Raw genomic sequence first — 18513 nt, 5'->3', positions numbered from 1 at the left:
GGATTATCCCTGGTTCGATGCGGTAGAGACGTAGCGCACCTCGGGGTCGAGGCGCGGCTGGTCGTTCGGCCGGATGGCCGGGCGGAACCGCAGAAGGCGCTTGTTGGGGCCCGGCAGCGAGCCCTTGATGAGCGCGTAGGAGCCGTCGACCTCGCCGTAGTTGACGAAGCCACCTTCGACGGAGGCCTCGTCACCCTCACCGAGGTCGATGAGGCGCTTGTTGAGCTCGGTGCGCTGGTGGTAACCAGTCTGACCGAGCTGCGGAACCGTAGAGCGGACACGGGACGGGTTCCAGGGGCCGAGGTTGCCAATACGGCGTCTCCAGCCCTGGCGGGCGTGCTTGCCCTTACGCTTCTGGACGCCCCATCGCTTGACGGGACCCTGCGTACCCTTACCCTTCGTGACACCCGCGGCGTCGAGGTACTCGCCGGCGCGGAACACGTCGGACATCTCGTGTTCGCCGCCCTCGGCAACGAGGTCGAGGGCGAAGTCGGCGCGCTCCACCATGGAGCCGCCACCGACGCGAGTCTCCATCACGTCGGGCTTCTTCTTGGGCACGTTCGCGAGCTCGGAGGGCACCGTGTGCGTGATGACGCGGAGGTCATCGACTTCGCCGGCCTCGACGGCCTCGCGAAGCGCATCGGCGTCCGAGTCGAACGTGTCTTCTGCCGGCAGGTCGAGGACGCGGTCGAGTTCGTCGTGGAACTCGCCCGCCCAGACCTCGGTCTGCGGCTTCATACCGTACGGCGTCTGCTCGTAGGCGCGAAGGGCGACGGCGCGCATCGGCGGCGTCTCGACGACAGTCACCGGGACGGACTCCTCCATTCCTTCGCGGGGGGAGTCTGCCTCGTCGTTGACCATCATCACGTGGGTCATACCGGCCTTGTAACCGGCGAAGCCCTGCAGCGCTGGGGAGCCGTCGTCGGACGGCCACGACTTGATGCGTGGAACCTCCTTGACTGCTCGCTTGCGCGGGCTGAAGCCCATCGAGCCTTTTCGTGGTCTGCTTGGTTGTGGCATGGATTCACTCCGTGAGTGTCAGGGAGGCGAGGGAGGCGAACATCGCTTCTTCTGTTCGCACGACCTCGCTGCCCTGTCGCGGAATCGTATTGAGCCAGAGGTCGAACCCCGGACCAACGGAAGGTTCGACGTCTGCAACATCCTCGGGAGACATCCCGAGCATGTCCGGAAGCCCACGGCCCGGCGACCCGAAGACGACGGTCATGCCGCCGGCATCGGTGATGCGGGCCGTCAAGTCGCCCAATGTGGGGACCGACAGCGGTTCGCCATAGCGAGACGTGGCGATTCGCACGCCCGCATCTGGCCTGCCGAGTGCTTCCGTGAGGTCCATGCGGGATACGTCGAAGCCCGGAAGGGGCTCGTCGACGATCCGCGCACGGACCGGTTCTCGCGAAGAGATCCTGACAGCGACGCGCTCTCCCTCTGTGAGGTCCATCCCGGGAGGGACGAACAGGGAGATCGGGTGTTGCATTCCGCAATTGACCCGAACGCGGTCGTCAGGTCCGACCTCGGTCACGATTCCTTCTCGCAACGCGGGCGACTCGTCGGAGTCGTCCGCGGTCGTAGACGCCACGAGAACGGGCGGCAGGATACCAGCGTAGCGGAGTTCGTCGCGCTTGCCCCAGACCTCCTTACGGAGGTAGGGGGGCGTCGCGGCGTACCGAAGTACGGTTTCGACGAACTCGCCGCCCCACTTGTTCTCGCCGTCTTCGTCGGGGAAGACGACGAGTTCGTTCGCCCGGAAGACCGCCGCCGCGCGGGCGACGTAGCCGAGTTTGCGAGTTGCCTCGCGTTGATCTTCGGCTTCCCGGACGAGTGAGGACGGCACGAGTACGCTGAGTTTCATGCCGGGTTCATCCTCGTCTCGTCTAGACTGTGGCGTTTCTACCGGGGGCCTACCTAAAAGAGTAGCGAATCCATTCTGGGGTGATAGAGCGTCCCACGACCCAGTTTGCGGGAGATTGGCGAACGTCGCGTGGTACATAATTACACGGTCGACGACAGGTCGGCGAAGACGAATCTCACGTGGTAGCAGGTGGCGCGCCGTCGCCCGATTTCTCCCCCGTTTCGCAAGTCTTATTTATCAACCCGACACTATCGAGTAACGCAGCAGCACGCCACGATACACGCGGAATGCGCTGGTAGTGTAGTGGTATCACGTGACCTTGCCATGGTCACAACCTGGGTTCAAATCCCAGCCAGCGCACTTCCACCACATGCGTCGGTAGTGTAGTGGTATCACGTGACCTTGCCATGGTCACAACCTGGGTTCAAATCCCAGCCGACGCACTTCTACAACGAACCTACCTTCCGAGCGACCGCTGTGCGTGTCGCTCGGACTGTGAGTTGTGAATGCGGGACCCTGGGATTCTGAACCCGACGAGACGCAGTCCCGAGCAGCGCGAGGGAACCGTCTCGGCTCGGTTCAAATCCCCTCTCACCGACTCGACCGCCGGTCTCGCCGATGCTCCTGCGTTCACCTCACGGTGTTCGGTGAACTCCCAGCCGACGCACTTCTCTCTGAACGCAACCCGGCCACCGATGCGTCCCCATGAACTCACACTTCGTCTCGCACCCGCCACCACCAGCCCATCGCGGCCACGCCGACGATGAGGACAACGACGGCGAGCGCGTCGAGGGCGTAGTTGAGCGGCGTTCCCGTCGGCACGGTCCCAGACTGCGTCACCTGTAAGAGAGCGTACGAGAGCCACGTGAGACACATCCCGACGAGGAGAACCGCCCGCGTGCCGGAGAGTTTCCCGCGCCGATACTGCACGGCCGTGCCCGCGAGGAGCAACAGGTACGCGACGAGCAGGGGAAACTCTCCGAGGTTGGTGAGTACGCTCACGGTTCTGTCGGGAACGCCGCAAGGAGACTCACAGTCGCGAAGCCAGCGAGCGGTACGCCGAATCCGGATGGTGCGGCGCGGGAGGGGAGAGGGACCATACGCCACCTCCGCAGAGAACACACTAAACAGTTGACACCAGCTGTCACGAAAGCCACCGCCCTCGCACGCGTGGGCGAAGAATCAGTATCCGAGCGTGTCGACCGTCTCGATTCGCTCGATACCGTCGAGTTCGCAGAGGTCGGAGACGGCCGACTCCGCGAGCGAGACCACGACGCCGCCGAATCGAAGTTCGCGTTCGAGGCTGCCGCCGAGCGACTCGACGCGGGTTTCCAGCGCGGCGCGGGCGTCGTCGTCCGCGGGTTCGACGCGGAGTTCCGCGACCTCGTCGTCGAGGGGGTCGTCGCGCATGCGACGGACGGGGTGAGAGAGATACATATCCGGGGGTCGTCGGCCGGCGGGAAAACGGTCGCGGTCGGCCGGTGGCGGACCGCGCTCGGCCGAGGGGGGTCAGTCCTCGGTGAAGTAAAACAGCGCCTCGCGGCCTGCGCCGCAGTCGGGACACGCCGACGGGAACGCGGTCAGCGAGCCGAGTTCGCCGCAGTCGTCGCAGCGCCAGACGAGTTGTGCCTCGCCGAAGTTCTTTCCGGGGAGTCGCTGATGTTCGACGACGGTCGGGGGTTGGACCGCACGAGACGTCGTTTCGGCGGTCGTCTCGACGGTTTCCCACCTCGGTTGCTCCTGTTCGAGCGGTTGCGCCGGTTCAGTCGGTCGCGCGGGAGTCTTTATTGCCATAGTGTCACATACGCACGCCAGCCCCATAACGCCCGTCGTCACTCCTCCTGACTGTCAGGCCACGAGGACCATCTGAGTTCCAGTCTGACCGGCCCCTCCGGGAGGAACCGACTGGTCTCGGTGTCGCTGACGACCCGTTCGGGGCGGGGGAGCGTGACGGACTCGTCGCCAATGCGAACCGTCAGGTCCTCGTCGGGGGCGGCCGCCACGAGGCGGTCGAGCTGTTCGATGGCCGCGGTCACCTCGCCGCGGGTCACCGTGTCGGTCTGCGAGTCGAGGGGGACGCCGCCGAACAGCGGGCGGACGTTCACGTCGCGCGAGCGGTTCGAGAGCACCGCGTTGACGGCCGCGCCGAGGAGGATGACGAGCCCGCTGAAGTAGAGCCACGTCAGGAGGACGAGGATGCCGGCGACGACGCTCGACTCGGGCGCGCGGCTACTGAACTCGACGTAGAGCCGGAACAGCGACTCGAAGGTCGTCAGCCCGACGGCGGCGACGAGGGTTCCGGGGACGACTTCGAGGTAGGTGACGTCCTCGTCGGGGAAGATGTAGTACATCGGGTAGAACGTCACGAACAGGACGACCACGAGGAGCCCGCGGTAGACGGCCCACCCGAGCGCACCGTCGAGCGCCGGGAGCACGGACTCGATGAGCGCGCCGGCGACGACGGCGACGGCGACGGTGACGAGCACGACGATGCCGTCGGAGAGCTGGTCGGCGAAGGTGTTGGCCGCCTCCGACTCGTAGATGTCCGAGAAGGCGGTGTCGAGACCGCGGAAGATGCGGAGCGTCCCCCACACCAACACGAGCACCCCGACGACAGAGAGGCTCGCCAGTTGGGTCGACGACTCCAGTTCGGCGACGATAACGTCGCCCGCGCCGGGAGTCAAGACGGATTGGATGACGGCGATGACGCCTTCGCGGAGGCCGCTGTCGCCGGTTGCGGAGACGGCCGCGAGGACGAGCAGGAACAGCGGTAACAGCGAGACGAACGCACCGTAGGCGATGCTTCCCGCCATGAAGGTGAGCCGCTCGGTTCGTACCTCGTAGACGATGGCCCGGCCGAGCGTGAGCGCTCTCGTGACACGCGGATTCATGGACGCTGATACGTCGGCCGACGAGAAAAGCGCGATGCGCTGCCAAGTCGGGAATGCGGAGGCGGCTATCTCCGGGCGGCGAAGACGGCGACCGCCAGCCCCAAGATAGCTCCTGTTGCGGTCCACTCCACCGCGTAGCCGACCGTTCCACCGATGGCCGAGCCGAGGGTCACCCCGCCGACGACGTTCGCCCCTGCGACGAGTGCCATCCGAGTGAGTTCGCTCTGGAACATATCGGAATCTGTGGCTGTTCGAGGAGATAGCCTCGTCGGTTCCGTCATCGAATCGACTGTCTCGGTCCACTCCGTTTTACTACCGCGTGGCGCGTGGGTTCGACCATGACAGTCATCGCCATGTTGAGCGTCGCACCGGTCGTCGAAGGGAGCATGTCGGGCGAGGTCGCCAAGGCGGTCGCGGCCCTCGACGACTTCGAGGTGTCCTACGAGACGAACCCGATGGGAACGGTCATCGAGGCCGACGACATCGACGAACTGCTCGCGGCGGTCGGCGCGGCCCACAAGGCGGTCGACGGCGACCGAGTGAGCACGTTCCTGAAGATAGACGACAAGCGCACGAAAGACCAGACGGCCGCCGACAAGGTCGACGCCGTCGAAGCCCACCTCGGGCGAGAAGCCAGAAGCGACCGCGAGTAGATTCGCGGGCCGCGGTGGCCCGCGTGCGTTTCCGCCACGCGAGACACGAGACACGTCCACGCGACCCGTAGCGGTGGGTGACTGACAAACCCTTTAGCCGAAGGCGCGCAATCGCCTCGCATGGACAGCATCAATCGGATGGCCATCGAACTGGTCGACGAGGCGCTCGACTTCGCCGGGGAACTCGGCATCGAGGGCTACGAACTCGACTCGGGCGCGACGGTCATCGACTTCGGCGTCGACGCCGACGGCGGTGTCGAAGCGGGGATGCTCCTCGCGGAGATTCAGACCGCGGGTCTCGCCACGGTACAGACGCGGATGGGCGAGGTCGCCGGCACGCCCCGCCCGCACGTCGAACTCTCCACCGACCGCCCCGCGCTGGCCCTCCTCTGCTCGCAGAAGGCCGGCTGGGAGCTCGCTTTCGACGACTTCGACGGCCTCGGCTCGGGCCCGGCCCGCGCGCTGGTCGGCGAAGAAGAGGAGTTCCACCACCTCGGCTACTACGACGAGTTCGACCTGACGGTCCTCTCGGTCGAGAGCATCGACCTCCCGACCGACGAGGTCGCAGAACACGTCGCGGAGACGACCGGCCTCGAACCGAGCGCCATCTTCCTGCCGACCTACGCGACCGGCTCGCTCGTCGGGAGCGTCACGGGCGCGGCCCGCGCCGCCGAACTCGCCGTGTTCAACCTCTTCGAGGCGGGCTACGACCCGACGAATATACTCTCTATCAACGGCTCCGCCCCGCTCGCACCCGTCAGCTACGACGAGAGCGTCGCCATGGGTCGGACGAACGACGCCGTCGCCTACGGCGGGCGCGTCCACGTCACCGTCAGCGAGGACTTCGACGACTTCGACCGCGCGATTTCCACGGCCGGGTCCGACTACGGCGTCCCGTTCGAGCAGCTGTTCGAAGACGCCGACTGGGACTTCGGCGAGGTCGACCCCGACGTGTTCGGCCCCGCGCAGGTCACGGTCGACGTGGTCAACGGCCCGACGTACACCCTCGGCGAGACCGACGAGGACGTGCTCGCCGACTCGTTCGGACTGTGAGGCGCAAGCCGGTCCCACCCGCGCCGGACTCCCTCGACCGGCTGTGGGACGCCCACCGCGCCGTCCCGCTGATTCCCGGCTCCGAAGACGACTGTTGCGGGCGCGTCGCCGAGCGGCTCGACGTGACGCCCGACGAGGGCCGCGACTGGCTCGTGTTCTGCCAGTCGCTCGGGCTCGCCCGCGAAGTGAGCCGCGGCTTCGAGCGCGTCCGCGACGACCCGACGCAGGACGACTTGCGGGCCGCCTTCGAGAAACGCGTCTTCGGCGCGCTCGAAGCGCTCGACGCCCTCGACGACGAGCCGAAGTCGGCGGACGCGGTGTTCGACGCGTTCGAGCCGACCGTCCCGAACTGGGAGCGCCACCGCGACCCGGAGGGGTGGGAGTCGCGCTGGCGCGACAGAGTCGCCCGCCTACTCGACTGGGCGGTGCTGTTCGGCGCGGCGGCGAGAAAATCGGACGGCTACGTCGCAGTCGAGAACTCGGGCTGACCGTCGGCGGGAACGAACCGGAGCGCCGCCCGTACTGTTTTAATCGACTTTCGTCACGGTTCCGACGCCCTTGGACCGGCCCTCGCGGAAGACGAATCGCTGGCCCTCCTCGACGAAGTACGGCCGGAACTTGAACTCCACGCGGGTCGTCCCGGTGTCGCCGGGCAGGAGTCGCCCGCCGTCGGGGTGGAAGACGGCCGCCTCGGAGATGGTTTCGAGGTGGACGACCGGCTCGTAGCCCTCCTGAATCCGCGTCGGGTGGTTGAGCACCATCACGTCGGCTTCGAACTCGCGGACTGCCGTTGGCTCCGAGTCGGCCGGGAGGAGCACCATCCCGCGTTCGATTTCGGACTCGCGGACGCCCTTGAGGGCGATACCGACGATGCGGCCGGCGTTGGCCCGGTCGACCCGGTGGTAGTGCATCTCGATGGAGCGGACCTCGACCTCGCGGAACTCGCCGTCGGACATCGGCCCCAAGAGCAGTTTGTCGCCGGCTTCGACCGCCCCGGAGTTGACCGTGCCGGAGGCGACCGCGCCGACGCCCGTGACCGAGTAAGTCCGGTCGATGTACATCTTGAAGTCGCCCTCGGCGGCGCTGCGCTTCGGGAGCGACTCGAACAGCCGGTCGAGGTCGCCGAGGCCGTCCATCGTGACCGCGCTCGTCAGGAACAGCGGGACGACCGACTCGCTTATTTCGTCGACCGCAGCGTCGACGCCGTGGCGCTCGACGCTCAGGGGCGTTCGACCCACGTCGCGGAGGAGCCGTTCGACCTCGCGTTCGACCTCGGCGGCGCGCTCCTCGGAGACGGCGTCGACCTTCGTGATGGCGACGACCGTCGGAAGCTCCATCGCGAGCAGGATGCCGAGGTGTTCGCGGGTCGTCCGCGTCGGGCCGTCGTCGGCGGCGACGACGAGCAGGCCGTAGTCGAGGCGCTGGCCGACGAGGCCGCGAATCGTCGTCCGGAGCCACGGCTCGTGGCCCACAGTGTCGACGAACGACACCAGCCGGTCGGCCTCTTGGACGATTTGCGCCCGGTCGGACTTCCGGTGCGGGTTGCGCATGTGGACCGGCCCGTCGTCGGAAAAGCCGTAGACGGCGTACGAGAGGTCCGCCGACAGGCCGCGTTCGACCTCGTGGGGCTGTACGTCGAGGAACGACCGCGTGCCGCCGTTGCCGTTGTCGGCCTGTCCGGTCACGAGCGACCCGACGAGGGTGGACTTGCCGTGGTCGACGTGGCCCGCGGTGCCGACGACGATGTGGTCGTCGTCCACGTCGAGCATCGCGCCCTCGCGGATGGTCGCGACACCGACGAGGCCGCGTTCGGCCGAGTCGCCGACGCCCCACGTCTCCACGTCTTCGATGTGCGCCCCGGCCTCTTCGGCCAGAAGCGACAGCACGTCCATGGTCTCGGAGAAGTCGTCCGGCGGGATGCCGGCGATGCCGCCGTCGTCGGTGACGCCGACCACGTAGGTCGCCACGCCGTCGCCGGAGAGCACTCGGTGTCTGAGTTGCGCCGCGAGCGACTCCATCCGGCCGTCGGACAGGTGAACGGCGCGGGTGAGGCGTTCTTTGAACTCGACGTTTCCGCCTTCTTCCTCACCGCGCTCGAGGGCCTCGTCCAAGAGAGCCCGATCCGCGCTCATGGAAGCGGGTAGGAAACCGACCGTGAAAACGCTTTCCGCGGTAGCGATTGCCATGAGAACGTACCGCAATCGAGACAGAACCGACGCGGGGGCGCTCGTCGGGGCTCGTGGCGGTCGAATGCGGATGAAAAAGAAAACGCGTTACTCGGTCAGGCGCTCGTAGGCGCGGTTGACGCGCTTGAACGCCTCCTCGTCGCCGGTCTTCGAGTCCGGATGGGTCTCCTTGACTCGCTTCCGGTAGGCCGCTTTCACCTCGTCTTCGGAGGCGTCGTCGTCGAGGTCGAGCGTTTCGAGGGCTTTCTGCCGACTCATACCGCGCCGCGGCGGGCGGACTCGCGTCCCGCTTCCGTCGCGGGCGCGCCGCCTTCGCCGACCACCGTCGAATCCGCCGTCGGGACCGGCGTTAGGGCCGAATCGCCCGGCTCGAGGTCCCTCTTGGGGGTCGCCGCGGGGGCCCGCACCGAAGCCGCCGGTCTCCCGGCGGTCGCCTCGCCGTCGCTCTGACCGGAAGCCGAACCCGCCGCGTCCGGCGTCGGCGCGGACGCGCGTCCGGCGGAACCGCTCTTCGAGGCGGCCGCTGACGTGGGCGTACATGAAGTACGTCGTCGCGCCGAAGGGGACGGCGACGAACAGCAACAAGAGCTGTCGGTAGGCGAACGCCAACACGACGAGGAGCATGGTGATTCCCGCGAACACCGCCGCGAGCCCCATGACGAGTCGGTCTCGATCCACGGGCGCAGTTAGGTTCGCACGGTGGTAAACGTCTCGCCGGGCGGCGACTGCCGGACGGAGCAGCCAGAAAAATCGACCGCTGGCGTCGGCTCAGCGGTACTGGTTCAGCCGCTTTTTGAGGCGCTTCGCCGCCTGTCCGGCGGCCTTGTCGAACTGCTCGCCGTCGTCCTCGCCGGCGAAGATGATGCCGCGCGAGGAGTTCACGAGGCCGACGCCGTCGGCGAGGCCGAACTCGACGGCGGCCTCGGCATCGCCGCCCTGCGCCCCCACGCCGGGGACGAGAAACGGCAGGTCGGGCACCTGTTCGCGGAGGTGTTCCAGTTCGTCGGGACCGGTCGCGCCGACGACGAGGCCGACGTTCCCGTGTTCGTTCCAGAGGTCGCAGAGCGCGGCGACGCGCTCGTAGAGGGGTTCGCCCGAGTCGAGTTCGAGCGACTGGAGGTCCGAGCCGCCGGGGTTCGAGGTGCGGCAGAGGACGAACACGCCCTTGTCGGCCCGCGAGAGGAACGGCTGGATGGAGTCGCGACCCATGTAGGGGTTGACCGTGATGGCGTCGGCGTCGTCAAGCAGGTCGGCGTACTTGCGGGTCGTGTTGCCGATGTCGGCGCGCTTGGCGTCCAGCAGGACCGGCACGCCCTTCCCGTGGGCGTAGGCGATGGTCTCGCGCAGGGAACGCCAGCCGTCTTCGTCCTCGTAGAACGCCGCGTTCGGCTTGAACGCCGCGGCGTGTTCGTGAGTCGCGTCGATGATACGGCGGTTGAACGCCCAGCGCGGCAGGTCCTTGTCGAGCAGGTGGTCGGGGATGCGGTCGATGTCGGCGTCGAGGCCGACCGAGACGACGCTGTCTGTCGCCTCGATGCGGTCGCGGAGGTCGTCGAAGAAGCCCATTGCCCGCGAGTGCGACGACCGGGAGTAAGGGGTTTTCCCTTCGGCGTGGGTGGCGGGGCCTCCCGCGCACCGAGGCTGGCAGCCACACCCCGAACAGCCCTCAGACGGGTCGCTCGACCGTCCACAAGAGGCCCGCACCGACGACGAGCACCCCGCCGAAGAGGGCGAGCGCGCCGGCCGGCGAGAGGGCGTCGGCGACGACCCCGCCGGCGAGTTCGAACGGGACGACAGCGAGCGAGTAGAGCATCCCGGCGGCCGAGAGGACGGTCGCACGCCCGACCGAGTCCACCCGGTCGTTGACGTACTGGTTCCCGAGGACGGACGAGACGTTCGTGACGCCGCGGGCGACCGCGAACGCGGGGAAGGCCAGCGGCCCGAAAAGCGGGACCGACGCGTAGGCGACCGCGAGCACGACCGGCGAGGCGAGGAACCACCGACGGACGCCGACCCGGGCTTCGACCCACCCGGCGCGGAACGTCGCGGCGGCCGCGACGAGCGAGAACAGCGCGTAAGAGGCGCTGACGGCGGTGTTCGTCGCCGACGCGGGGACGCCGAGGTCGAGCGCCACGTCGCGAAGAATCGGCTGGTCGAAGATGTACACCATGTTGGCGACGCCGAACAGGAGCGCGAAGTAGGCGACGAAGCCGCGGAGCGGCGGGCGCGAGAGCTTTTCGCGGATGACCCGAAGCGCCGTCCGCGGCGTGAAGTCGCCGCCGTTGGCTCCGGTCTCGGGGACCGACAGCAGAATCGGGACGCCCAGCGCCGTCACCGCGGCAGTGGCGAAGAAGGGAACCGCGTAGTTCGTCGCGTCGGCGAGGAGTCCCCCGGCGAGGGTCGTCACCGCGCCGATTGCGAGGCCGACGCCGGTGGCGCGCCCGCGAACGGCGGCGAACTCGTGAGTCTCGTCGGTCTCAGCGAGGAGGTCGTAGAGCCACGCGTCGTCGCTGCCGGACCGGAACGTCTGGCCGACGGCCCACGCGCCGTAGACGACCGCGAGTTGGAGGAACGTCTCCGACAGGCCCATCGCCGCGGTCGAGACGGCGATGATGGCCGTGCCGAAGGCCATCGCGCTCCGGCGACCCAGTCGGTCGCCGAGGTAGCCGGTCGGTATCTCGGCCGCGACGAGCGCGAGCCACCAGACGCTGTTGAGCGCGCCCACCTCGGCGAACGAGAGGTCGCGCGAGCGGACGAACAGAATCCAGATGGCGGCCGTGAAGGAGACGAACTCGGTCGTCTTGTACGCGTAGTACTTCGCGACCGGGGAACGCAGGCGGGCGGCGACGGGCCACGAAGTCATCGTCCCACCGTCTCGACACGGCCCAAAGAACGTGTGGATTCGACCGCCTGCGACGGTACGGTGTCCGAGTCGGGGCCGACGCCCGTCTCTCACCCGGTTCGGAAGGAGAAGTCCGAACTCGGTGCACTGTGGGTGAGCCAGCCCATCGAGACTACGTCGACGCCGGTGTCGGCGTAGTCGGGGAGCGTCTCCAGCGTGATGCCCCCGCTGGCCTCCGAGATGACGCCTTCGGGGAGTTGGGAGACGCCCTCGCGGACCGCCTCGGGCGGGAGGTTGTCGAACAGGACGATGTCGGCCCCGGCGGCCGCGGCGCGCTCGCCCATCTCGGGTGTCTCGACTTCGACTTCGAGCTTCGTCGCGAACGACTTGCGCTCGGCGAAGCGGCGGACCGCCTCCTCCAGCCCGAGTTCTGCGACGTGGTTGTCCTTGACCATCACCATCCCCGAGAGCGTGAGGCGGTGGGTGTCGCCGCCGCCGGCGACGACGGCGCGCTTTTCGACGCCGCGGAGGCCGGGCGTGGTCTTGCGGGTCGCGGCGACCCGAACCGAGTCCGAAACCTCGCGGGCGGTATTGACGGCTTCGCGAGTCGTGGTGGCGACGCCGGAGGCGTGGCCGACGACGTTGGCGGCGACGCGCTCGCCGCGGAGGACGTTCCGGGCGTCGCCTTCGACGCGGAGAACCACGTCACCCGGTTCGACCGCGTCGCCGGCCTCGACCGCTTGCTCGGCCTCTACGCCGAGGTAGTCGAAGACGGCGACGGCGGCGTCGAGACCGGCGGCGACCGCCGGCTCCTTCGCCACGAGTCGTCCGGTGGTGTCGCCGGGCACGTCGTTCGTCACGTCGCGGTGGCCCACGTCCTCGGCCAGCCAGCGCTCGACGGTCTCAGTCGTCAGCACTCGGGGTCACCCCCCGTCCGGCGTCGTCGCTCTCCTCGCTTTCCTCGCATCCATCGCGTCCGTCCGGGTCGACCAGCGAGTGGCAGCCGGCCGACGGCGCGTCGGCGGCCGCGCGGGCGACGAGGAGCGACGAAACGCAGGCGTTCCGGAGTTCATAGATGGACCGCGAGACGCGGGTGCGGGCGTAGGCGTCGACCTCGCCTTTCAGGCGGCGGAGCCGCGCCCGCGCGGTCCCGAGCCCGTCGGGGGTGCGCTCGATGCCGACGAACTCGTCCATCGTCCGCCCGAGGCGGTCGAACTTCGTGTCGGCGAAGGCGTCGGGCAGCGCCGGGTCGGAGTCGCGCGGCGGCGCGTACTCGACGGCCTCGGCGTCGCCGCGGCCCCGGTCGGCCGCGGTCTCGCCGGCGCGGACGCCCCAGACGAGCCCTTCGAGCAGGCTGGTCGAGGCGAGTCGGTTCGCGCCGTGGACGCCGGTGCGGGCGCACTCGCCGGCGGCGAACAGGCGGGACAGCGAGGTCCTGCCGCGGTCGTCGACGGCGACGCCGCCGCAAAGGAAGTGCTCGCTCGGCGCGACGGGGATGCCGGCGTCGAGGTCGACGCCGCGGTCGTCGCACAGCGCCGCGAGGTCGGGGAACTCCTCCCGGAAGTCGAGGTCGGACACGTCGAGGACGACGCGGCCGGTTCGGTCGCGGGCGCGAGAGACGGCGCGGGCGACCACGTCTCGGGGGGCGAGTTCGGCGTCTTCGTGCACGTCAGGCATGAATCGGCGGCCGTCGGCGTCGCGCAGGGCCGCGCCCTCGCCGCGAACGGCTTCGCTGACGAGAAACGGTTGCGCGTCGTCGGCCTGGGGGTCAGTCCGGGGGTCGTACGCCGTCGGGTGGAACTGGACGTACTGCATGTCCGAGACGGTCGCGCCGGCGAGCGCGGCCATCGCCACGCCGTCGCCGGTCGCGCCCGCGGGGTTGGTTGACCGGGCGTAGCAGTCGCCGATGCCGCCAGTGGCGAGGACGGTCGCCCCGGCGAACACCGGTTCGACCTCGCCATCCGCGAGGACGGTCGCGCCGCGGACAGTCCCCTCCTCGGTCAGGAGGTCGAGGGCCGTCGCGTCCTCCATGATTCGCACGCCGTCGCGGGCCGAGAGGTGCTTTAGGAACGGCCGGAGGACGTGCGCGCCGGTGCTGGCGTCGACGTGGAGGATGCGGCGGCTGGAGTGGCCCGCCTCGCGGGCGAGGTCGAAGGTATCTGCGTCGGCGTCAGCGTCAGTACCGTCTCCCACCGCGTCGAACTCGACTTCGAGCGTGTCCAAGAGCACGTCCTCGACGACGGCGCGGGACTCGGAGACGAGCGTCTCGACGGCCTCGGGGTCGGCGGTGCCGTCGCTCGCCCGGCGGATATCGGCGGCGAACTCCTCGGGCGCGGACTGGGTGACGGCGATGCCGCCCTGCGCCCAGTCGGACGCGGCGTCCTCGGGTTCGGTCGCCTTCGTGACGACGAGCACGTCGGCCCCCTCGCGGGCGGCAGCGAGGGCCGCGGCACAGCCAGCGATGCCGGAGCCGACGACGAGCACGTCGGCCTTCATAGGTCGAGCATGCGGTCGAGCGCGACCGCGGCGAGTTCCTTCTCCTCGGGCGCGACCTCGACGACGTTGGGTTCGCGGCCCGCGGCGAGTTCTTCGAGCACCCACGTCAGGTAGTTGGGGTCGACCTGCCGCATGGCGTTGCAGTCCATGCAGGCGTCGCCGCAGAGGGGTCGCACGTCGACCTCGGGGTGCCAGCGCGCGAGGTGTCGCGCGAGGTGGACCTCGGTGCCGATGGCCCACGTCTCGCCGGGGTCGGCGTTCTCGATGACGTCGCAGATGTGGCTCGTGGAGCCGACTTCGTCGGCGGCCGCGACGACGCTCGGGCGGCACTCGGGGTGGGCGACGACCTTCGCGCCGTCGGCCTGCGCCTCCTCGACGTGGTCGACGCGGAAGCGCTCGTGGACCTGACAGTAGCCGTCCCAGAGGATGACCTCGGCGTCGCCGAGGTCCGGGATATCGGGTTCCACCTCGTCGGCAGCGCCCATCGACTCGGCCACGTCGCCGGCCCACGGGTCCCACTCGACGACCTCGTCGATGCCGAGGTCGTCGGCCGTGTTGCGCCCGAGGTGCTTGTCGGGCAGGAACAGCACGGCGTCGCCGCGCTCGAAGGCCCACTCGAAGGCGTCGGCGGCGTTCGAGGAGGTGCAGATGAGCCCGCCGTGGGAGGCGCAAAAGGCCTTCAGGTCGGCGTAGGAGTTCATGTACGTCACGGGGATGATGTCCTTGCCGCCGGACTCCTCGACGAGCGTCTCCCACGCGGAGTCGACCTGCACGGCCTCGGCCATCCCGGCCATCGGGCACGACGCCTCCATCGACGGGAGGATCACCGTCTGGTCGTCGTCGGTGATGATGTCCGCGCTCTCGGCCATGAACGTCACGCCGGCGAAGACGACGTACTCGGCGTCCGACTCGGCGGCGCGCTTCGAGAGTTCGTAGGAGTCGCCGACGAAGTCCGCGTGCTCGACGATTTCGCGTCGCTGGTAGTTGTGTCCGAGCACGATGACTCGGTCGCCGAGCTCCTCGCGGGCGGCGGCGATTCGCCGGGAGCGAGCGGCCTCGTCGAGGTCGCGGTGGCTCTCCGGAAGCTGTTCGAGCGTGTCGTATTTGAACAGACTGAGCTCCGACTCGAACCCGACCGACTGTAATTCAACCACGATTGGTCACCACGGTGGAAGTCCAATCATCGGCCCTTATTGAAAAATATTTTTCTTCAATACTCGACACCCATCCGTAAAGATTCTCTATAGAATCGATTGGTCGGTGGTACCTTGGCCTAATTGGATTCAGAACCCGTGAACGTCGTCTACTCGGTTGAAGAACAATTTTATTCGAAGGAATCTCCCGGTCGATGGCGATTATTCGTTCAGTCGCGTTCGAAGACGACGCGACCGTCCACGACGGTCATCGAGACTGCAATGTCACGAATCGAGTCGGTCTCCCACGGTGACTCATCGAGGACGACGAGGTCAGCGGCGCTCCCGACCGTGACGGTTCCCAGTCGGTCCTCGTCGAACCCGGCGTAGGCCGCGCCGGAGGTGTACGCCCGAAGCGCCTCGGTGACGGTGAGCGACTGGTCGGGGTTCGGGTGGTCGGTGGCGAGGTCGACGCCGAGCAGCGGCCCGAGCGGCATGCAGTCGCTTCCGAACGCGAGGTCGACCCCGGCGTCGAGCAGGTCGCGGTAGCGATTGGTTCGCAGGCGTCGCTCGCTGAGGCGGGCGTCGTAGAGGCCGCCCTCGTCGGCCCACTTCAGGAAGTTCGGCTGGACTGAGGCGACGACGCCCAACTCGGCGAACCGCTCGATGGCCTCGTCGGACGCGAGTTCAACGTGTTCGACCCGATGGCGGGCCGCGCCGGGGTCGTCGGTCTCCTCGTACGCGTCGAGCACCGCGTCGATGGCCGCGTCGCCGATGGCGTGCGCGGTGAGTTGATAGCCCGACTCGTCCGCGTCGGCGACGAGGTCACGGAGTTCCTCGGGGGCGACGACCCACTGGCCCGTCTCGTCGTCGGCCGCCTCGGGGTCCGCCGCGGCGTCGGCGTAGGGGTCGGTGAGCTTCGCGGTCCGTCCACCGAAGCTCCCGTCGGTGAACGTCTTTATCGCGCCGACGGTGACGAGGTCGCGGCGGCTCCCGCCCCCGTGGTTCGTCCGCAGGCCGACCTCGCGGAGCGCGTCGAGGTGGTCGGACCAGTAGTTGATGCGGACGCGGAGAGCCAGTTCGCCGGCGTCGGCGAGGTCGCGGTAGACCTCGGGCGCGCGGGAGCCGCGGACCATGTCGTGGACGCCGGTGACGCCGCGGGCGGTCGCGTACGACTGCGCCGCGCGGACGAGTTCCGCCATCTCCTCGCGCCCCGGCTCGGTTGCCTCGCGGAGCACGTCGACCGCGCCTTCGACCACGACACCCGTCGGCTCGCCGGTGTCGCCATCGCCGCCATCGCCGTCGCCCCCGGCGGTCTGGACGCCCGAGTAGGGCATCTCGTCGACGTAGTGGTCGAGGACGACCGAGTTGACGCCGGCGGTGTGAAGGTCCTCGCGGAAGGCGACCACGGGAAGCGACTCGGAGACGGCGTCGAGGTCGTCGCGGGTGAGGTATCTTGATTCGTCCCACGTGCTCTCGTCGTAGCCGTAGCCGAGCACCCAGTCGGTGTCGTCGTCGGATTCGACCTCGACGGCCCGCTCGCGGAGCAGTTCGACCGCCTCCGCCGCGGAGTCGGCGGCGGAGAGGTCGGCGTGGACGAGCGACCGGCCGACCATCGGGAGGTGCGTGTGGGCGTCGATGAAGCCGGGAAGGACGACGCGGCCGCCGCAGTCGACGACTCGCGTCTCGACGCCGGCGAGCAGTTCCACGTCGAAGGCACGGCCGACGCGGACAACCTCACCGTCGCGAACGGCGACGGCTTCGTGCGTCTCGTCGGGCGACCCGAGGGTGTGTACCTCCGCGTTCGTCAGTACGAGGTCCGCTGCCGCGGTCATACCTTCGACCCCGGCGCGGGAGGGCAAAACGGTTCGGGAGGCGACGGGGTGGTCGGGCGGTGGCCAGACGGTCTCGAACGGAGACCGACCGCGACCGTTGAAAGAACCGGAACGCGTTAGGGCCGGCGCGGGAAACGTCGGAGCATGACAGACGCCGCGTCCCTCGCCGACCGCGTTCGGGAGGGCGAACTCCGCCTCCACGAACTCGAAGCGCACGCCGACGCCGACACCGCCGCCGAGGCGCGCCGGTTGCTCGTCGAATCGCAGTCCGGCGCGTCGCTCGACGCGGTCGGGAACTACGGCTTCCCCGCGGAGGCCGCCGAGTCGGCCATCGAGAACATGGTCGGCGCGATTCAGGTTCCGATGGGCGTCGCCGGCCCCGTCAGCGTCGACGGTGGCTCCGTCGCCGGCGAGAAGTACCTCCCGCTCGCGACCACCGAGGGCGCGCTCCTCGCGTCGGTCAACCGCGGCTGTTCGGTCATCAACAGCGCCGGCGGCGCGACCGCTCGCGTCCTCAAGTCCGGGATGACCCGCGCGCCGGTGTTCCGCGTCGCCGACGTGGCCGAGGCCGAGGCGCTCGTCTCGTGGGTCCGCGACAACTTCGCGGCGCTGAAGGAGGCCGCCGAGGAGACGACGAACCACGGCGAACTTCTCGACGTGACCCCGTACGTCGTCGGCAACTCGGTGTACCTGCGATTCCGCTACGACACCAAAGACGCGATGGGGATGAACATGGCCACCATCGCCACCGAGGCCGCCTGCGGCGTCGTCGAAGCAGAGACGACCGCCTCGCTCGTCGCCCTCTCGGGCAACCTCTGTACCGACAAGAAGCCCGCCGCCATCAACGCCGTCGAGGGCCGCGGCCGGAGCGTCACCGCCGACGTGCGCATCCCGCGCGAAGTCGTCGAAGCGCGCCTGCACACCACGCCCGAAGCGGTCGCGGAACTCAACACCCGTAAGAACCTCGTCGGCTCTGCGAAGGCCGCGAGCCTCGGTTTCAACGCCCACGTCGCCAACGTCGTCGCCGCGATGTTTCTCGCCACCGGACAGGACGAGGCGCAGGTCGTCGAGGGCGCGAACGCCATCACGACCGCCGAGGTGCAGGACGGCGACCTCTACGTCTCGGTCTCCATCGCTTCCCTCGAAGTCGGCACCGTCGGCGGCGGCACGAAGCTCCCGACGCAGTCCGAGGGCCTCGATATCCTCGGCGTCAGCGGTGGCGGCGACCCCGCCGGCTCCAACGCCGACGCCCTCGCCGAGTGCATCGCCGTCGGCTCGCTCGCGGGCGAACTCTCGCTCCTCTCCGCGCTCGCCTCGCGGCACCTCTCCAGTGCCCACGCCGAACTCGGCCGGTAACTCGACCGGTTTCAGTTTCGCCGGTACCGGACACAGCTGAATTGCGTTTCTCAGCGCGCTCCCGGACTATACCAGTGTATTCGCATCTTTCTGTTTACTTTCACTTTCACCCCGCACCCGTGGCTCGCGTTTATTCCGTTTCCGCGGAAACGATGAAAACGCGTCCGTCGGGGAGCACCCGCGGGCGTGTCCACAACCCGT

At 68.6% G+C, this 18513-nt stretch carries 19 protein-coding genes and 2 tRNA genes; 6 read left to right on the top strand and 15 right to left on the bottom strand.

Annotation, left to right across the window (positions count from 1 at the left end; all coding sequences use genetic code 11):
- Positions 1-3: 3 nt before the first annotated feature.
- Both C5B90_RS09985 and C5B90_RS09980 read right to left on the bottom strand, forming a co-directional pair.
- Positions 4-1020 carry a 50S ribosomal protein L3 gene (locus C5B90_RS09985; RefSeq protein WP_058566961.1) on the bottom strand — a complete coding sequence of 339 codons (1017 nt, stop codon included), beginning with the start codon at positions 1018-1020 and terminating at the stop codon, positions 4-6.
- A gap of 4 nt (positions 1021-1024) precedes the next feature.
- Positions 1025-1867: a putative RNA uridine N3 methyltransferase gene (locus C5B90_RS09980; RefSeq protein ID WP_004974908.1), complete on the bottom strand. Its 843-nt coding sequence runs from the start codon at positions 1865-1867 to the stop codon at positions 1025-1027.
- 289 nt (positions 1868-2156) lie between these two features.
- On the opposite strand from C5B90_RS09980, the gene C5B90_RS09975 reads away from it, so the two are divergent.
- Both C5B90_RS09975 and C5B90_RS09970 read left to right on the top strand, forming a co-directional pair.
- Positions 2157-2227, top strand: a tRNA-Gly gene (locus tag C5B90_RS09975).
- A 12-nt stretch (positions 2228-2239) separates the two neighbouring features.
- Positions 2240-2310: transfer RNA gene (locus C5B90_RS09970), tRNA-Gly, on the top strand.
- A gap of 268 nt (positions 2311-2578) precedes the next feature.
- Here C5B90_RS09970 and C5B90_RS09965 read toward each other — a convergent pair.
- From C5B90_RS09965 to C5B90_RS09945, 5 genes are all read right to left on the bottom strand, one after another.
- Positions 2579-2869, bottom strand: a complete 291-nt coding sequence (locus C5B90_RS09965; RefSeq protein ID WP_115881170.1) for a hypothetical protein — start codon at positions 2867-2869, stop codon at positions 2579-2581.
- 180 nt (positions 2870-3049) lie between these two features.
- Positions 3050-3304 carry a hypothetical protein gene (locus C5B90_RS09960; RefSeq protein WP_004974905.1) on the bottom strand — a complete coding sequence of 85 codons (255 nt, stop codon included), beginning with the start codon at positions 3302-3304 and terminating at the stop codon, positions 3050-3052.
- Positions 3305-3376: 72 nt separating this feature from the next.
- On the bottom strand, positions 3377-3661 hold the full coding sequence (locus C5B90_RS09955) for a hypothetical protein (RefSeq protein ID WP_115881168.1): 285 nt from the start codon (positions 3659-3661) through the stop codon (positions 3377-3379).
- Between the two features lie 38 nt (positions 3662-3699).
- Entirely contained in the window at positions 3700-4758 is a 1059-nt protein-coding gene (locus C5B90_RS09950; RefSeq protein ID WP_115881166.1) for a YihY/virulence factor BrkB family protein, read from the bottom strand.
- A 65-nt stretch (positions 4759-4823) separates the two neighbouring features.
- The gene (locus C5B90_RS09945; protein WP_233194354.1) at positions 4824-4991 is read right to left on the bottom strand and encodes a hypothetical protein; all 168 of its coding nucleotides are present in this window, start codon (positions 4989-4991) and stop codon (positions 4824-4826) included.
- Between the two features lie 105 nt (positions 4992-5096).
- Between C5B90_RS09945 and C5B90_RS09940 the strand changes: the two genes are divergently transcribed.
- The 3 genes from C5B90_RS09940 to C5B90_RS09930 all read left to right on the top strand — a co-directional run bounded on the left by C5B90_RS09940 (position 5097) and on the right by C5B90_RS09930 (position 6952).
- Positions 5097-5411, top strand: a complete 315-nt coding sequence (locus C5B90_RS09940; protein ID WP_004062408.1) for an MTH1187 family thiamine-binding protein — start codon at positions 5097-5099, stop codon at positions 5409-5411.
- A 120-nt stretch (positions 5412-5531) separates the two neighbouring features.
- Complete coding sequence (gene mch / locus C5B90_RS09935) at positions 5532-6464, top strand: methenyltetrahydromethanopterin cyclohydrolase (RefSeq protein ID WP_115881162.1); 933 nt, start codon at positions 5532-5534, stop codon at positions 6462-6464.
- A complete protein-coding gene (locus C5B90_RS09930; RefSeq protein WP_115881160.1) occupies positions 6461-6952 on the top strand; it encodes a hypothetical protein in 492 nt (163 codons plus the stop codon). The genes mch and C5B90_RS09930 overlap by 4 nt, the downstream gene beginning before the upstream one ends.
- Positions 6953-6991: 39 nt before the next feature.
- On the opposite strand, the gene C5B90_RS09925 is transcribed toward C5B90_RS09930, so the two are convergent.
- The 8 genes from C5B90_RS09925 to C5B90_RS09890 all read right to left on the bottom strand — a co-directional run bounded on the left by C5B90_RS09925 (position 6992) and on the right by C5B90_RS09890 (position 16956).
- A complete protein-coding gene (locus C5B90_RS09925; protein WP_115881158.1) occupies positions 6992-8596 on the bottom strand; it encodes a GTPBP1 family GTP-binding protein in 1605 nt (534 codons plus the stop codon).
- A 141-nt stretch (positions 8597-8737) separates the two neighbouring features.
- A complete protein-coding gene (locus tag C5B90_RS09920; RefSeq protein ID WP_115881156.1) occupies positions 8738-9328 on the bottom strand; it encodes a J domain-containing protein in 591 nt (196 codons plus the stop codon).
- 90 nt (positions 9329-9418) lie between these two features.
- A complete protein-coding gene (pyrF, locus tag C5B90_RS09915) occupies positions 9419-10216 on the bottom strand; it encodes an orotidine-5'-phosphate decarboxylase (protein ID WP_115881154.1) in 798 nt (265 codons plus the stop codon).
- 100 nt (positions 10217-10316) lie between these two features.
- On the bottom strand, positions 10317-11513 hold the full coding sequence (locus C5B90_RS09910; RefSeq protein ID WP_115881152.1) for an MFS transporter: 1197 nt from the start codon (positions 11511-11513) through the stop codon (positions 10317-10319).
- Positions 11514-11602: 89 nt separating this feature from the next.
- Complete coding sequence (nadC, locus tag C5B90_RS09905) at positions 11603-12409, bottom strand: carboxylating nicotinate-nucleotide diphosphorylase (protein ID WP_115881150.1); 807 nt, start codon at positions 12407-12409, stop codon at positions 11603-11605.
- Positions 12396-13988 carry an L-aspartate oxidase gene (locus C5B90_RS09900; RefSeq protein WP_115881148.1) on the bottom strand — a complete coding sequence of 531 codons (1593 nt, stop codon included), beginning with the start codon at positions 13986-13988 and terminating at the stop codon, positions 12396-12398. Before C5B90_RS09900 ends, nadC begins: the two co-directional genes overlap by 14 nt.
- Positions 13985-15142 (bottom strand): quinolinate synthase NadA, encoded by a 1158-nt coding sequence (gene nadA, locus C5B90_RS09895; protein WP_115881146.1) that lies wholly within the window; start codon positions 15140-15142, stop codon positions 13985-13987. Before nadA ends, C5B90_RS09900 begins: the two co-directional genes overlap by 4 nt.
- 209 nt (positions 15143-15351) lie before the next feature.
- Positions 15352-16956 carry an amidohydrolase gene (locus C5B90_RS09890; protein WP_115881144.1) on the bottom strand — a complete coding sequence of 535 codons (1605 nt, stop codon included), beginning with the start codon at positions 16954-16956 and terminating at the stop codon, positions 15352-15354.
- 144 nt (positions 16957-17100) lie between these two features.
- Between C5B90_RS09890 and hmgA the strand changes: the two genes are divergently transcribed.
- Positions 17101-18312 carry a hydroxymethylglutaryl-CoA reductase (NADPH) gene (hmgA, locus tag C5B90_RS09885; protein WP_115881142.1) on the top strand — a complete coding sequence of 404 codons (1212 nt, stop codon included), beginning with the start codon at positions 17101-17103 and terminating at the stop codon, positions 18310-18312.
- Positions 18313-18513 lie beyond the last annotated feature (201 nt).

It is taken from the genome of Haloferax sp. Atlit-12N (assembly GCF_003383095.1).
GTDB lineage: Archaea > Halobacteriota > Halobacteria > Halobacteriales > Haloferacaceae > Haloferax.
The sequence above is the reverse complement of the archived record's forward strand: the minus strand, read 5'-3'. Positions and strand labels throughout refer to the sequence as shown.

Bases quoted from the DNA above. Each gene is read 5' to 3' on its own strand.
- C5B90_RS09980 (WP_004974908.1), bottom strand. From the start codon at position 1,867: ATGAAACTCAGCGTACTCGTGCCGTCCTCACTCGTCCGGGAAGCCGAA.
- C5B90_RS09910 (WP_115881152.1), bottom strand. From the start codon at position 11,513: ATGACTTCGTGGCCCGTCGCCGCCCGCCTGCGTTCCCCGGTCGCGAAG.
- C5B90_RS09960 (WP_004974905.1), bottom strand. From the start codon at position 3,304: ATGTATCTCTCTCACCCCGTCCGTCGCATGCGCGACGACCCCCTCGAC.
- mch (WP_115881162.1), top strand. From the start codon at position 5,532: ATGGACAGCATCAATCGGATGGCCATCGAACTGGTCGACGAGGCGCTC.
- hmgA (WP_115881142.1), top strand. From the start codon at position 17,101: ATGACAGACGCCGCGTCCCTCGCCGACCGCGTTCGGGAGGGCGAACTC.
- C5B90_RS09900 (WP_115881148.1), bottom strand. From the start codon at position 13,988: ATGAAGGCCGACGTGCTCGTCGTCGGCTCCGGCATCGCTGGCTGTGCC.
- C5B90_RS09925 (WP_115881158.1), bottom strand. From the start codon at position 8,596: ATGAGCGCGGATCGGGCTCTCTTGGACGAGGCCCTCGAGCGCGGTGAG.
- C5B90_RS09985 (WP_058566961.1), bottom strand. From the start codon at position 1,020: ATGCCACAACCAAGCAGACCACGAAAAGGCTCGATGGGCTTCAGCCCG.
- C5B90_RS09890 (WP_115881144.1), bottom strand. From the start codon at position 16,956: ATGACCGCGGCAGCGGACCTCGTACTGACGAACGCGGAGGTACACACC.
- pyrF (WP_115881154.1), bottom strand. From the start codon at position 10,216: ATGGGCTTCTTCGACGACCTCCGCGACCGCATCGAGGCGACAGACAGC.
- C5B90_RS09955 (WP_115881168.1), bottom strand. From the start codon at position 3,661: ATGGCAATAAAGACTCCCGCGCGACCGACTGAACCGGCGCAACCGCTC.
- C5B90_RS09950 (WP_115881166.1), bottom strand. From the start codon at position 4,758: ATGAATCCGCGTGTCACGAGAGCGCTCACGCTCGGCCGGGCCATCGTC.
- C5B90_RS09940 (WP_004062408.1), top strand. From the start codon at position 5,097: ATGACAGTCATCGCCATGTTGAGCGTCGCACCGGTCGTCGAAGGGAGC.
- C5B90_RS09945 (WP_233194354.1), bottom strand. From the start codon at position 4,991: ATGTTCCAGAGCGAACTCACTCGGATGGCACTCGTCGCAGGGGCGAAC.